The organism is Myxococcus sp. MxC21-1 (assembly GCF_032612255.1).
Lineage (GTDB): Bacteria > Myxococcota > Myxococcia > Myxococcales > Myxococcaceae > Myxococcus > Myxococcus virescens.
Window position 1 is genome coordinate 3132910 of sequence record NZ_CP123278.1, and the last position, 13917, is coordinate 3146826.

The window sequence follows — 13917 nt, forward strand, 5'->3', positions numbered from 1 at the left end:
CCAGCTCCTTCGGCTCCGGAGGCTCGCTGGGACCCGGCGGCCTCGCGGAGATGAAGAGCACCGCCCCGAACAGGGCCGCATGCAGGACGATGGACACCCACACGCCCGTGCCAAGACGTCCAGCCCGCTGCCGCTCGATGACCGAATTGAACATTCCGGATGGCCTCCCTCAGCGTCAGGCGCTCCCGGTGACGGCCGTGCAGGACGGACGGCACCGACGGGGACGGGTGGCTGCGGAGCGCCCTGTCCACGCAAGAGTCAACCTACGGAGTCGGCGTCTTCGAATGGCGGTGGGTCGGCCATCGCTTCGTCATGGTTGTGTCATGACGAAGCGACCTCCATGCGGTAGCCCACGCCCCGGATGGTGTGGATGGAGAATCCAGAGGTGCTCGTCCACCCCAGCTTCTTCTTCAGGCTGGAGACGAAGTTGTCCACCGTACGCGGATCCACCACCACGTCGCGGCCCCAGACGGCGTCCAGGATTTCGCCTCGGGGCAGGGCCCGGTCCTGGTGCCGCAGCAGGAAGGCCAGCAGGTCGAACTCCGTGCGCGTCAGCTCCACCACCGAACCGTCCGCGCGCGACACCTGCCGCCGGCCCAGGTCCAGGGTGAAGCCGCTGAAGCCCATCTGCTCCGGCGGCGCCGTGCCGGAGCGGCGCACCAGGGCGCGTACCCGGGCCAGCAGCTCCCGCAGCCGGTAGGGCTTGGTGAGGTAGTCCTGCGCGCCCACCTCGAAACCCCTGAGGATGTCGTCCTCCAGTGAGCGCGCGGTGAGCATCAGCACCATGCTCTTGTTGCCCTGCGTCCGCAGCCGGCGGCAGAAGCTGTAGCCGTCCTCTCCGGGCAGCATGACGTCCAGGATGAGCAGGTCGAACGCACGCTCTTGCAGCAGCCGCTCCGCGTCGCGGGTGCTGGGGGCCTCGGCGACGAGGTAGCCCTCGTCCAGCAGGTTGTCCCGGAGGCCGACGCGCAGGTGGGCGTCGTCCTCGACGATGAGGATGGCGGGACGGAGGGGCGGGGTGGATGTGGCGGTGTTCATCGAGCCGGCTCGTTGAATATCAGCGCGAAGGTGGTGCCGTCGGGTCCCGAGGAGGCCACCTGGATGTCGCCCCGGTGCAGCTTCATGATTTTGCGGCACAGGGCAAGGCCCAACCCGCTGCCATGGACTTCCGGTCCGGGCACCGTCAGCCGGTAGAAGTCCAGGAAGGCGTTCTCCCATTCGGATTCGGGGATGCCGATGCCGTTGTCCTGGAAGAGCACCGTGCAGCCGTAGCCGGGAATCATCTGCGCGCGGATGGAGATTTCGACGGGGCTTCTCCGGTTGTAGGCGCACGCGTTGCGGCCCAGGTTGGAGAACACCATCCGCAGCAGGCCCGGGTCCGCTTCCAGCTCCACGCCTTCCAGCTCCGAGGTGATGTGGACGGGGACGTTGGTCGCGATGGCCAGGTCGTCGCGCAACGGGGGGATGAGCTCCTCCAACCGCACGCGCGAGGTCCGCAGCGTCCAGCGGCCCTTGTCGATGCGGTTGAACGACAGGATGTTCTCCACCAGGAAGTGCAGCCCGTCCGCGGCCTGGACGATGCGCGCCGGGTAGTCGCGCACCTCCGGTGCCTGCGCCAGCTTCCGCTCCAGCGTCTCACCCAGCAGGCGGATGGAGGCCAGGGGCGTGCGCAGCTCATGGGAGACGGTGGCCACGAAGTCGCTCTTGAGCTCCAGGAAGCGGTATTTGCGCTGCTGGGCCACCACCGCGAGCGCGACGATGGCCACCGCGAGCCCGCCGCACACGGCCACCAGCAGCGTCTTCAGCCCGTAGCGCGCGTCGATGTCCGCCTCCTGGCGCGCCCACTGAGGCATGTCCACCGCCAGCTTCAGCGTGCTCAGGGGCGGACGGCGCCGCCCGCGCGCAGCCGCAGGCGCCCCGTCGCGTCGAAGAGGCCGCGCGCCTGCATGTCCTGGGTGATGGGCTGGAGCATCGCCTCCAGGTCCACCGCGATGCCGTACACCGCCTCGCCGCGCAGCGCCACGTACCAGGACTCGCCCAGGAGGGTGGGCTCGTAGAGCTCCTCGGGAATCACCAGCATGCCCGCGCCCGCTTCGCCCGCTCGGGCGAGGAAGTCGCTCGTGGGCTCGCCCAGCGCGGCGCTCACTCGGACGATGCGCGCATGGAGGAAGTCGAAGTCCGCCCGCGTGAAGCGTGAGCGCTCGCGCAGCACGTCCCGCTGCAACCCCGACGCCCGGGCGAAGCCGCCCAGGTCCTCTGGAAGGCCCTCGCGCAGCAGGGCCCGCACCAGCGGCGTGGTGGCAGGGCCGCGCTGGAGCCGCTCCACCACCAGCAGCAGGAAGGGCAGCTCCTGCTCCGGTGGCAGCCGGTTCGCCGCGTGGTAGCGCAGCAGCTCCTCCACGCGGATGGCCGCGCCCCGCGCGTCCCGGGCCGCCAGCGCCGCCTCCACCGCGCGCAGCCGCGTGAGGCGGGGCTCCCATTCCCCGCGGGAGCGCCGTCCTTCAGCCTCGCGCCCAGCAGGGCATGCACGTCCCGCGCGGGCGTCCCGGTGCCCGGCATGGGGATGGTGAGGCGCGGCAGGAACTGGTAGCCGCGGAAGTTGATGTAGTAGCCCTCGCCGGGCTCGAGCGGGTCGCCCACGGCGGCGTGGAGAGGGGGATGCTCTCATCGAGCTTCTTCGCCAGGTTCTGCCGCAGGGCCTCTTCGGCCGCGTGGGCCAGCGCGTCCCGGCGCGAGCGCAGCTGCGCGTGGGCGTCATCTCGCTCCTGGCTGAAGATGCGCTGGAGGCTGACCAGCCCCCAGCCAAGGGCCAGGAGGCCACAACCCAGGGCGACGAGCGTAGGAAGGAGCCGGCGCAGCATGTGGAGCCGCCGCTGACTATCGCACAGCCGCCTTCCCCCAGAGGCTTTTCACTTCAGCCTCCTGGCCGGGGCGAGTGTCCTGGGCCGGTGAGCGGGCGGACTTCGGGTCCACGTCCGGACAGCCCCCGGGCCGCGCGGCTGGCGTGGGACGCCCCCACCGGGGAGGTTGGGGCTGGAGGTTCACGCATGCGCGTCGTGTTTCCCTTGTCACGGCCCTGGCCGGGGGCCGGTGGTGCTCTGGGGTGGAGCGCTTCCGGCAGGCAGTCTGAAGTACCTGACGTTCTCCCATCACCTCCAGTCCGCGCCCGCGGAGACGAAGGGCCTGGTGGAGCTGTCCGGCGCGTCGTCGGCGCTGGCGCTGGATGCGCTGGGCCGCGAGCGCGGGCTGCCGGTGGTGGCCCTCACGGACACGATGGGCACCGCGTACCTGCGCGCCAACGGCTTCGGTGGAGAGGTGCGCACCGTGCACGGCTTCACGCAGGCCTGGGAGCTGGCGCTGGACTACGAGCGCCAGGGCTGGTTCTGGCCCCGGCAGCTCGCCAATGGCGCGCTGGTGGAGAGCGTGGAGTCATGGACCACGCGGCTGCTCGACATCGTCCAGGACGTGTACCCCGCCGTGCGCTGCGTGGTGTGTGGCTTCGGCACGGGCGCCACCGTCGCGGGGCTGTATCGGCCCTTCTCCGCCGCGGGCTACGAGGTGGTGGGCTTGCAACCCGCGTCCGGCAGGACGATGCCCGGCTGGCGGCGCTGGGCGGAGCAGAGCCTGGGCTCCAAGGACCTCTTCTATCCGTACCGCGAGGATGTGCCCCTGGAGACGGCGGATGCGAAGGCGGTGGACGCGCTCGCCGCGCTGCTGGCCTGGGCGCGCTCGGAGCGGCGGCCAGAGGAGGTGCTCGTCATCTCCCACAACGCGAGGCCCCCATTTGAATGACGAGGGCCTTCGTCACGGCGCTTCAGCGGCCGCGGCCCTGCCCACCGCGCTGACCGCCCGGTGGGCCACCCACGCTCCGGTCCTCGCGGCGCAGCGACTGGTACTGGGAGCGCTGGCCCTCGTCGAGGATGGCGCTCATCTCCTGGTCGGTCTGCTGGCTCTCCGTGCGCAGCGCCTGGCGCATGTCTCGCATGGTCTTCGTTCCGGCGCGGACCTCCTCCATGAGCGCCTGGCGCTTGGTGGACTCCGCCTCCAGCCGGCGCGTCAGCGTCTGCTCCTGGGTGTAGTTCAGCCGAGCGTCGGTGATGAACTTGCGCACGCGCTCCTTCTGCTGCGCCTGCTGCTGAACCTGCGCCTGCTGCCACTGCTGCTGCCGCTCGGCGCGCTGCTCATTGCGCATCTCGTCCTGGACGTTGCGCACCGCGTCCTTGAGGTAGTCGCGGCCGCCCTCGGAGTTCAGCGCTTCGCCGGCGACCATGCCGCGCACCTCGGCGCGCAGTTGCTCCACCTCCGCCGCGAGCGCCGCGGGCGGCGGAGAGGCCACCACCTTCCCATCCGCCGTCAACGTGGGGCGCCGCTCCACCTCCATCAGCCGCCGGGACAGGCTGATGGACGTGTCCTCCAGGGCTTTTACCCGGCGCTCCAGGTTGATGACGTCCGCGGCGACGCTGGAGGGTTGCTCGGGCGGAGGGGACGGGGGCGGAGCCTGCACCGTCTCACGTGGACTCCAGAGGGCCACCACGAGCGCCGTGGCGGCAAGGAAGAGGGCGGCGATGCTGGCGAGCTTGTTCACGTCTACTCCGACGGAAGCTGGAACGACTTATTCCATATCAGGTGCTGTCCAGCCCCGTCCGCCCACCTGCCGGGAGGGAAATCGCCCCGAAGGGCCGCCCGGATGCCCGCTCACCGGCCGCCCCCGGCGCGTGGCCTACTCCGCGCGCAAGGACACCGACGGCGGGACACGGCTTGCCCGCAGCGCGGGCAGCCAGCAGGCGACCAGGGAGATGACCGACAGCGCCACGGCCACGCCCAGGAAGATGTCCGGCGCGAAGGGCTCCACCCCATAGAGGGTCGCCGCCATGAGGCGGGTGCAGCCGAAGGCCGCGATGAGCCCCACGCCCACGCCCGCCGCGGTCAGCCGCAGGCCCTGGCCGAGCACCAGCCCCAGCACCTGCTGGGGATGGGCCCCCAGCGCCATCCGGATGCCCAGCTCCCGCGTCCGTTGGCTCACCGAATACGCCAGCACGCCGTAGACGCCGACACCGGCCAGGAGGACGGCGAGCACGGCGAAGGCCGCCAGCAGCCGTGTCGTGGCCCTGGGGCGCAGCAGGATTTTCTCCACGCGCTCGGTGAAGGGCAGCAAGTCGTAGATGGGCTGTTCGGCGTCCACCGCCTTGACTTCCTCGCGCAGCGCGGCCAGCGCCGATGCAGACGGGCCTTGGGTGCGCACCAGCATCGTCATGGCCCGCAGGGGAAATTGCGCGAAGGGCACGTAGCTCTCGGGTTCCGCGGGCTCCGTGAGCGTCTGGTGACGGACGTCCTCCACCACGCCGACGATTTCCCGGAAGGGCTGCTCTTCAGACCAGCTCAGCTGCACCCGCCGGCCAAGGGCCTCCCCGCCACCGAGGAACTTCCGGACGAAGGCCTCGTTGACGATGATGATGGGCGCGCTCTTCTCCGTGTCCTGGGGCCCGAAGTCGCGGCCCTGTCGCACGCCAATGCGCATCGCGGAGAAGTAGCCGGGCGAGGCCACCCGGTACTCGGTGTAGTACCGCTCGCTGGGCGAGGCCGAGCCACCTTCCAGGAAGAAGTCCCCGCCGGAGCCCGAGCCCCCCAGCGGCGCGTCGTTGATGAAGCCCACCGCCTCCACCCCGGGTCGTGCCATCAGCCGCTCCGCGACGCCTTCGAAGAAGGCCCGCTTGCGCGCGTCCTCCTGGTACGCGTCGGGGGCGAGCGTCAGCTGCGCGGCGACGACCCCTCCGCGTCGAAGCCAGGGTCCACCGCCTGGATGTTCTGCAGCGAGCGCACGATGAGACCCGTGCCCACCATCAGCACCAGCGCGAGCGCGAGCTGCACCATGACGAGCGCGCTGCGCAGCGGATGCCCGGAGCGCGCGCCCACGGCGCTGCCGGATTGCCGCAGCAGCGGCAGCACGTTCATCCCCGATGCATGCATCGCGGGCGCCAGGCCGAAGAGCAGGCCGGTGCCCACCGATAGCAGCACGCTGAAGCCCAGGACGGTGCCGTTGAGCTCCAGCGGCGCCACGCGCAGCATGCTGGCGGGCAGCAGGGTGCGCACCAGCTCCATGCCCCACAGCATCAGCAAGAGCCCCAGCACGCCGCCGAAGAGGGACAGCAGCACGCTCTCCACCAGGGACTGCTGGAGCCGCCGTCCCTGGCTGGCGCCCAGCGCCGCCCGGATGGCGCCGTCCCGCTGCCGGGACAACGTGCGTACCAGCATGAGGTTGGCCACGTTGGCGCACGCGATGAGCAGCACGAAGCCCACCGCCACCCACAGCATCCACAGCACATCCCGCGTGTTCGTCGTGAGGTGGTCCTGCCAGCCCGTCACCCGCACGGTGTGGCGCTTCTGCCCTGGCTCGGGGTGGCCAATGCCCTGCGCCGCGCGCTCCAGGTCCGCTCGGGCCGCCTCCAGTGAGACGCCCGGTGCCAGCCGCCCCAGCACCGACTGGTAGTGGTTGCCATGCCGCTGCGGGTCCTGCCACTCGGGGACCCACACATCCGTGTCCTCGGCGAACTCGGGGAACGAGAAGTCCTCCGGCAGCACGCCCACCACCGTGTGGCTCCGGCCGTTGAGCACCAGCGTCTGGCCCACCACGTCCGGGACGCCGCCGAGCGCCCGCTGCCAGTAGCCATGGCTCACCAACACCACGGAGGTGTCACCCCCGGGCGGCGCATCCTCTTCACGCAGGTCGCGCCCCTGCGCGGGTTGCACCCCCAGCACGGAGAAGAAGTTGGGGGTGATGCGCGCCGCCCGCACCCGCTCGGGCTCGTCCGTTCCCGTCCGGTTGAGGCTGGTGCGTCCGAAGCCCGCGAGCTGGCTGAAGCCCTTCGAATGCTCCCGCCAGCCGAGCAGCTCCGGTGGCGCCACCGAGGCGTGGCTCACCGACTCCTGCACGCACCAGATACGGACCAGGGATTCGGGGAGGGGAAAGGGCAGGGGCCGCAGCAGCATCGCGTGGATGGCGCTGAACAGGACGGCGTTCGCCCCGATGACCAGCGCCAGCGTGAGGCCCGCGGCCAGCGTGAAGCCGGGGGTTCGTGTCAGCGTGCGTATCGCGTAGCGGAGGTCTTGGAGGAGCGAGTCCATGGCTGCGGCCATGAGCGAAGGACATGCCAACCGCCTCGCGGGCGCAACCCCTGGGCATGTGGAGGGGCCTCCCCGGAGCGCGCCCTGGGAGTGCGCGGATGCGGGAAGGCCCGTCCCGGAAGCGGACAGGCCCGGGACGGGACGCCCGCTCACCGGCGCGTCAGTGGACGTCCCACCGGGCGGCGATTTCCTCGCACGCCAGCCGGACGTCGTTCATTCGGCGCTGCTGGGCCTTGGGCGCCTGGAAGAGTCGGCCCGCGAAGACGTCGAACACGCCCACCAGCCGCGGGTCCACCGGGCCGCGCTGCTCCAGCCGCTCCTCGGCGTAACGCTGGAGCACCGTGGCGATGTATTGCCCGGAGCGCTCGTCCAGCGGCGTGTGCTTGGAGAAGTAGAGCTTCAGCAGCCCGGAGCGCATCAGCCCCTGGGCATCCACGCTGCGCAGCAGCACGTCCGGGCGCACGCTGATGTCCACGCCCGCCAGCGCCAGCGGCGGCAGGTCCGCGTCTACGGGGCTGGCAATCGCGCGGGTGGCCGGTCCCCGCGGACGCCAGGCAACGCTGGAGCGCCTCCGCGCACAGGGCCAGCCGGTGCGCGTCGTAGTCGGACTCCGGCTGGGCGTTGAGGAGCCGCCGCTGGTGGTAGCGGAGGATGACCTCGTCCCGGCCTTCGCACAGGAACTCGATGATGGCCTGGGCGGCGGCGGGGTAGCGCAGGTACTGCGGGTCCACCGGGTGCTTCTGGCCCTGGATGATGCGCTTTCGCAGTGACGGCGTCGCGGTGAGGTACTGGCCCAGCTTGTTGACGGAAACGCGCGGACTCTCACGGGTGACGGTCATGGTTCGGCCTTCCTTTCCGGCTTCGGGAATGAAGGCAGACTACCGGAAGGGTCTGACATTCCCGGGACGGCCCGACGGGCCCGCCGCCCCATGGAAATCACACCCGTGGGGTAGGCCGTGTCAGGCCCGTCGTGATGGGCCCCGATTGGACATGGAGGCGATGACGGCCATCAGCTCCACCGGTTCGATGGGTTTGGGCACGTGGGTGGTGAAGCCCGCGAGCAGCGCGCGCGTCCGGTCCTCCATGCGGGTGTAGGCCGTGAGGGCCACCGCGGGGATGCCGCCACCCTGTTCCTCGGGCAGGGCCCGGACGCGGGCGATGAAGCGGTACCCGTCCTCCTCGGGCATGCCGACGTCGGAGACGAGCACATCGAACGGTGCCTCGCGGAGCTCGGCCAGCGCGTCCTCCGAAGAACTGGCCGTGGTGACGATGCCGCCACACGTCTCGATGATGCTGCGAAGCAGCTCGCGCGTGTCCTCCTCATCGTCCACCACGAGCACCCGCAGGCTCGAAAGCTGGGGCGGGCAGGGGAGGTCCTGCTCCTGCAACGGGCCGCGGAGGGTGGGGGGCACCAGCACTTCCCGCCTCAGCGCCACGGCCTGCGGCAGGCTGACGATGAAGGTGGCACCCCGGCCCTCGCCCTCGCTGGTGGCAGTCACGGTGCCGCCGTGCAGCTCCACCAGGTGCCGGACGATGGCCAGTCCCAGCCCCAGCCCACCGGCCTTGCGCGTGGTGCTGCCGTCGGCCTGTCGGAAGCGCTCGAACACGTGCGGCAGGAACTGCGGGGAGATGCCCTGGCCCGTGTCGGCCACCGTGATTTCCACCGAGGAGTTCCGCCGCTCCACCAGCACCTGGACGCGGCCTCCCTTGGGGGTGAATTTCACGGCGTTGGACAGCAGGTTCCACACCACCTGCTGCAGGCGGCTCATGTCGCCCATGATGGTGCCGCCCGAGTCGAGCGCGGCCTGGATGCGGATGCCCTTCGCCTCGGCGGCGGGCCGCAGTGACTCGAGCACGGCCTCCACGACCTGGCTCACGTCGACGGACGACACGTCCAGCTTCAGCTTGCCCGTCATGATGCGGCTCACGTCGAGCAGGTCCTCGACGAGCTGCCCCTGGGCGCGGGCATTGCGCTCCACGGTGGCCAGCGCCCGCTCTCGCTTCTCTGGCGGCAGCGTGCCGGTCCGCAGCATCTGCACCCAGCCGAGCACCGCCGTGAGCGGCGTGCGCAGTTCGTGGGAGATGGTGGCGAGGAACTCGTCCTTGAGCCGGTTGGCCTCCTCCGCCTCCTCGCGCGCCACGCGCTCCCGGGCGAGCAACCGCTCCCGCTCCGCTTCCAGCCGCTTCTGTGCGCGGATGTCGCGGCCGACGGTGGCGATGCCCATCTGCCGCTGGGTGTCGTGCTCCACCAGGGCGAAGGTGTGGTACTGCGCCGCGATGGGCTCGCCCGTCGGGAAGTACCGGAAGCGGAACGCTCCCTCCCGCCGGCCGCCCTGGAGGATGGCGGCCGCGATGTGTTCGTCGACGTAGGTCTGGTCTTCGGCCAGGAAGAAGTCCCGCAGGTGGTACCGGGTGATGTCTTCATCGCGTCCCAGGCCCAGCAGACGCCGCCCCGCATCGTTCACCCACACCGCTCGGCCGGATGGGTCTCCCACGCCGATGAAGTCGGGGGATTGCTCGACGATGGTGGCCAGCCGCTCGCGTTCCCGTTCAGCGCTCCGCTGCTCCGTCACGTCCTGCAGGGCGCCGACGACGCGGTCAGGTTTCCCCTGGGCGTCGAAGTGCGTCTTCACCATGGCCAGCAGGAAGCGCTGCACGCCATCCCAGCCCTGCACGCGGCACTCCAGGCGAATCGCCTCCGCGCCCGGACGCAGCGCCTGTTCGATGGTGCGCCGTGCGCGGTTCACGTCGTCGGGATGAATCCGGGCCGCGGCTTCCTTCAGCGTCGGAGACGTGCCGGGGGGAAGGCCCAGGTGCTGCAAGGCCCGCTCGTCCCACGACAGCACGCCGCGCTCATACTGCAATTCCACGACGCCCAGCTGACCGGCGGCCAGGGCCATCCGCAGGCGTTCCTCGCTGGACCGGAGCGCGGCCTCCGCCTGGGCCCTCCGGGCCACCTCCGCTTCGGCCTGGGCCCGGGCTTGCACGGCGTGTGTGTAAGCCTCGCGCTCGGCGCGCTTCTCCTGCTCCACGGCCGGTGGGTGGCCAGCTCGCGCGCCGGTCCTCGAAGAACTGGCGATAGGTGTCGTCGAAGCGCAGCCGGGGGCTGATGCCCAGGACGACCACGCCCCGGAGGCTGTCCGTGCTGGTGCGCCGCAGGGGCAGCACCAGCGCCTTCTCCGTCGGCTCGGGCCAGGGGCCGAACTGGCGGGCGCCCAGGAGGGATGGCACCGACTCCAGGAGGACGGGGACGTTCGCCGCCACGGCCTGCGTCGTGGCCTCCGTGATTCGTCCCAGGTCCACCACGGCGTGCTGCGCCAGCCCGGCGAGCCCCGTGGACTCCGCCAGCTCCAGCCGCTGTTCGCCCTCGTCCCAGTGGTAGATGAGGGCGAAGGGGATGTCCTTGGGGTTGTCCGCCAGGGCCCGGATGGCATCCGTGGTGGCGCTCTCAGAAGGCCCGTTCACCCGGGGGGCCAGCGCGCGAATCGTGGCCAGCCGGCGTTCGCTGAGCACGACGTCGGTGACCTCGAAGACGACCTGGAGGATGCCCGCGATGGTGCCCGCGTCGTCCCGCAGGGGACTGAAGTCGAAGGTGAAATAGGCCTCTTCATTGAACCCGTAACGGGTGAGCATGAAGAAGGTCTTCGCCACCTGCGTCACTTCGCCCGTCGCCAGGAGCTTGCGCATCCAGGGCGAGATGACGGGATAGGTGTCGGGCCAGCACTCGCGGTAGGTGGCGCCCAGGTAACGGGGATGGCGCGGGCCCATGATGACCGCGTAGCCGTCGTTGTAGACCTGGATGAGCTCGTGTCCCCAGAAGATGATGGCCGGGGCCGGCATCTCCAGAATCATGGCGACGAAGGCCTTCAGCGAGCGGGGCCACGCTTCGTAGGGGCCAAGTGGGGTGCGGCTCCAATCGTGCGAGCGCAGCAGCTCGCCCAGTTCGCCACCAGGGACAGGGCGTTCAGTCTGGGAAGTGAGTTGTTTCACGCGGTCGGTGGGGTGCGGGGCGGGTGCGACATCTTGCGTAATCTAGCGATGCAGCCTGCCGCGTCCTGGCTGGATGCGTTCGGCCGAATCGCGGTGAAGCGGGGAGGCAAGCGCTCGAGGCGCGCCCAGCGTCGTGCCGTGAACAGCCCTCCGCCGCCCGGGCGCCACCCGCCGCCAGGGAAAGTTGATGGCGGATTCATGGTGCGGCGCACTGTGCAATGCCCTGACAGTCTCTGGCTGGACTTTGTACTTTTTATGCAGGGGAGCCATCCCTACGTTCGCGACAGGAGGCGCTCCCGAGCACGGGGCGCTTCGGCGACTCGCGCGGGCCGTAGGCCCGCGCCCCAGCAACGCACGGAGGCGGCGTCATGGCGGATACGGCAGAGAATCCTCTTGGGCTGAATGGCTTCGAGTTCGTGGAGTTCACGAGCCCCCAGCCCGAGGTGATGGAGCGCCTCTTCGAGCGGCTGGGGTTCACCGCGTACTCCAAGCACCCGTCCAAGGAACTGGTCCGCTACAAGCAGGGCGGCATCAACCTGCTCATCAACCGCGATGCCTCCGGGCAGGCCGCTGAGTTCCGCGCGGAGCACGGCCCGTCCGCCAGCGGCATGGCCTTCCGCGTGGCGAACGCGCGCACCGCCTACGAGATGGCCCTGGAGCGCGGCGCCAAGGCGGCGGACCCGGAGCGGGGCTCGCTGGGCGAGGGCTCCTATGTCCTGGAGGGCATCGGTGGCAGCCTGCTGTATCTGGTGGACCGCCACGGGGAGAAGGGGACGCTCTACGACTCCTGGCAGGAGATTCCTGGCGCCGAGGCGGCCGAGGCGAAGAACAGCGTGGGTCTGGAGACGCTGGACCACCTGACCCACAACGTGCGCCGCGGGCAGATGCGCACCTGGTCGTCCTTCTACAACCGCATCTTCGGCTTCACCGAGCAGAAGTACTTCGACATCAAGGGCCAGGCCACGGGCCTGTTCAGCCAGGCGATGATCGCTCCGGACAAGGCCATCCGGATTCCGCTCAACGAGAGCCAGGACGACAAGTCGCAGATTGAAGAGTTCATCCGCCAGTACAAGGGCGAGGGCATCCAGCACCTGGCGCTCACCACGCCGGACATCTACGACACCGTGGAGCGGCTGCGCGCGCGCGGCGTGGCGCTGCAGGACACGCTGGAAACCTACTACGACCTGGTCGACAAGCGCGTCCCCAACCACGGCGAGGACCTGGCCCGGATGCGCAAGAACCGCATCCTCATCGACGGCAGCGAGGAAGAGGGCCTGCTGCTCCAGATCTTCACCGAGAATCTCTTCGGGCCCATCTTCTTCGAAATCATCCAGCGCAAGGGCAACGAGGGGTTCGGGAACGGCAACTTCCAGGCGCTCTTCGAGTCCATCGAACTGGACCAGATTCGCCGCGGCGTCATCAAGGTCGACTAGTCCGCGCGCCGCGCTTGCGAGGAGAATCCGGTGACCACCCAGTCTTCCTCCGAGGTGTCGCCGGGGAGCGTCCTCAAGACGGCTCCCGGCGCCTATCTGTCTGGCTTTGGCAACGAGTTCGCCACCGAGGCGGTGCCCGGCGCACTGCCCGAGGGACAGAACTCACCCCAGCGGGCGCCGTTCGGCCTCTATGCCGAGCAGCTGTCGGGCTCGGCCTTCACGGCTCCGCGCCGGGAGAACCGGCGCTCCTGGCTGTACCGCCTGCGGCCCAGCGCCAACCACCCTGCGTTCCAGCCGCTGGCGCAGGGCGCTTGCGCAGCGGGCCCTTCGACGAGGTGCCCGCCTCGCCCAACCGGCTGCGGTGGAGTCCCCAGCCCCCGCCGGCCCAGCCCACTGATTTCGTGGACGGGCTCGTCACCTACGCGGGCAACGGGGACGCGGCGTCGGGCGCGGGCATCAGCATCCACCTGTACGCGGCCAACCGCTCCATGGTGGACCGGGTGTTCTTCGACGCGGACGGCGAGCTGCTCATCGTCCCGCAGGCGGGGCGGCTGCGGCTGGTGACGGAGCTGGGCGTGCTGGACGTGGCGCCGGGCGAAATCGCGGTGGTGCCGCGCGGGGTTCGCTTCCGCGCGGAGCTGCCGGAGGGCCAGGCCGCCGGCTACGTCTGTGAGAACCACGGTGCGTTCTTCCGGCTGCCGGACCTGGGGCCCATTGGGGCCAATGGACTGGCCAACCCGCGCGACTTCCTGACGCCGGTGGCGGCCTTCGAGGACGTGGACCGGCCCACGGAGGTGGTGCAGAAGTTCCAGGGGCACCTGTGGTCGGCGCGGTATTCGCACTCACCGCTGGACGTGGTGGCGTGGCACGGGAACCTGGCGCCGTACAAGTACGACCTGGCCCGCTTCAACACCATCAACACGGTGAGCTTCGACCATCCGGACCCGTCCATCTTCACGGTCCTCACGTCGCCCAGCGAGGTGCCGGGCACGGCCAACTGCGACTTCGTCATCTTCCCGCCGCGCTGGATGGTGGCCGAGCACACCTTCCGGCCGCCCTGGTTCCACCGCAACGTGATGAGCGAGTTCATGGGGCTGGTGCACGGCGTCTACGACGCGAAGGCGGGCGGCTTCGCTCCGGGCGGCGCCTCGCTGCACAACTGCATGAGCGGCCATGGCCCGGACCGGACCAGCTACGAGCAGGCCGTTCAGGCAGATCTGAAGCCTCACAAAATCAAGGACACGCTGGCCTTCATGTTCGAGTCGCGCTGGGTCATCCGTCCCACTCGCTTCGCCATGGAGACGCCCGCGCTCCAGCAGGACTACGACGCGTGCTGGGTGGGCTTCCAGAAGGCGAAGTTGCCTTGAGGGCC

The 13917-nt window shown here is 70.2% G+C and carries 8 protein-coding genes and 3 pseudogenes; 3 read left to right on the plus strand and 8 right to left on the minus strand.

The genetic code is table 11. The annotated features are described in order from the left end of the window. Positions 1 to 321 precede the first annotated feature (321 nt). Positions 322 to 1038 (minus strand): response regulator transcription factor, encoded by a 717-nt coding sequence (locus tag QEG98_RS14590; protein WP_090488889.1) that lies wholly within the window; start codon positions 1036 to 1038, stop codon positions 322 to 324. Further along, positions 1035 to 2861 (minus strand): annotated as a pseudogene (locus QEG98_RS14595) (sensor histidine kinase). The gene QEG98_RS14590 and the pseudogene QEG98_RS14595 overlap by 4 nt, the downstream one beginning before the upstream one ends. Positions 2862 to 3093: 232 nt before the next feature. Between QEG98_RS14595 and QEG98_RS14600 the strand changes: the two are divergent. Next, positions 3094 to 3792, plus strand: coding sequence for a pyridoxal-phosphate dependent enzyme (locus QEG98_RS14600; protein WP_316567125.1), 699 nt, complete (start codon positions 3094 to 3096; stop codon positions 3790 to 3792). Positions 3793 to 3814: 22 nt separating this feature from the next. Here QEG98_RS14600 and QEG98_RS14605 read toward each other — a convergent pair whose 3' ends face one another. From QEG98_RS14605 to QEG98_RS14630, 6 genes and pseudogenes are all read right to left on the minus strand, one after another. Next, a complete protein-coding gene (locus QEG98_RS14605) occupies positions 3815 to 4585 on the minus strand; it encodes a hypothetical protein (protein ID WP_316567126.1) in 771 nt (256 codons plus the stop codon). 135 nt (positions 4586 to 4720) lie between these two features. Next, positions 4721 to 5677 carry an FtsX-like permease family protein gene (locus QEG98_RS14610; protein ID WP_316567127.1) on the minus strand — a complete coding sequence of 319 codons (957 nt, stop codon included), beginning with the start codon at positions 5675 to 5677 and terminating at the stop codon, positions 4721 to 4723. A gap of 71 nt (positions 5678 to 5748) precedes the next feature. Further along, on the minus strand, positions 5749 to 7122 hold the full coding sequence (locus QEG98_RS14615) for an ABC transporter permease (RefSeq protein WP_316567128.1): 1374 nt from the start codon (positions 7120 to 7122) through the stop codon (positions 5749 to 5751). Between the two features lie 160 nt (positions 7123 to 7282). Then, positions 7283 to 7961 (minus strand): annotated as a pseudogene (locus QEG98_RS14620) (hypothetical protein). A 120-nt stretch (positions 7962 to 8081) separates the two neighbouring features. Then, positions 8082 to 10079 carry an ATP-binding protein gene (locus tag QEG98_RS14625; protein ID WP_316567895.1) on the minus strand — a complete coding sequence of 666 codons (1998 nt, stop codon included), beginning with the start codon at positions 10077 to 10079 and terminating at the stop codon, positions 8082 to 8084. Further along, positions 9976 to 11112, minus strand: coding sequence for a PAS domain-containing protein (locus QEG98_RS14630; protein ID WP_316567129.1), 1137 nt, complete (start codon positions 11110 to 11112; stop codon positions 9976 to 9978). Before QEG98_RS14630 ends, QEG98_RS14625 begins: the two co-directional genes overlap by 104 nt. 368 nt (positions 11113 to 11480) lie before the next feature. On the opposite strand from QEG98_RS14630, the gene hppD reads away from it, so the two are divergent. Next, positions 11481 to 12545, plus strand: a complete 1065-nt coding sequence (gene hppD / locus QEG98_RS14635) for a 4-hydroxyphenylpyruvate dioxygenase (protein WP_090488868.1) — start codon at positions 11481 to 11483, stop codon at positions 12543 to 12545. A gap of 132 nt (positions 12546 to 12677) precedes the next feature. Next, positions 12678 to 13912: pseudogene (gene hmgA / locus QEG98_RS14640) on the plus strand (homogentisate 1,2-dioxygenase). Positions 13913 to 13917 lie beyond the last annotated feature (5 nt).

Excerpts from the sequence above, each read along its gene's own strand:
- QEG98_RS14590 (WP_090488889.1), bottom strand. The coding sequence starts at position 1,038 with ATGAACACCGCCACATCCACCCCGCCCCTCCGTCCCGCCATCCTCATC.
- QEG98_RS14610 (WP_316567127.1), bottom strand. The coding sequence starts at position 5,677 with ATGGCACGACCCGGGGTGGAGGCGGTGGGCTTCATCAACGACGCGCCG.
- QEG98_RS14615 (WP_316567128.1), bottom strand. The coding sequence starts at position 7,122 with ATGGACTCGCTCCTCCAAGACCTCCGCTACGCGATACGCACGCTGACA.
- hppD (WP_090488868.1), top strand. The coding sequence starts at position 11,481 with ATGGCGGATACGGCAGAGAATCCTCTTGGGCTGAATGGCTTCGAGTTC.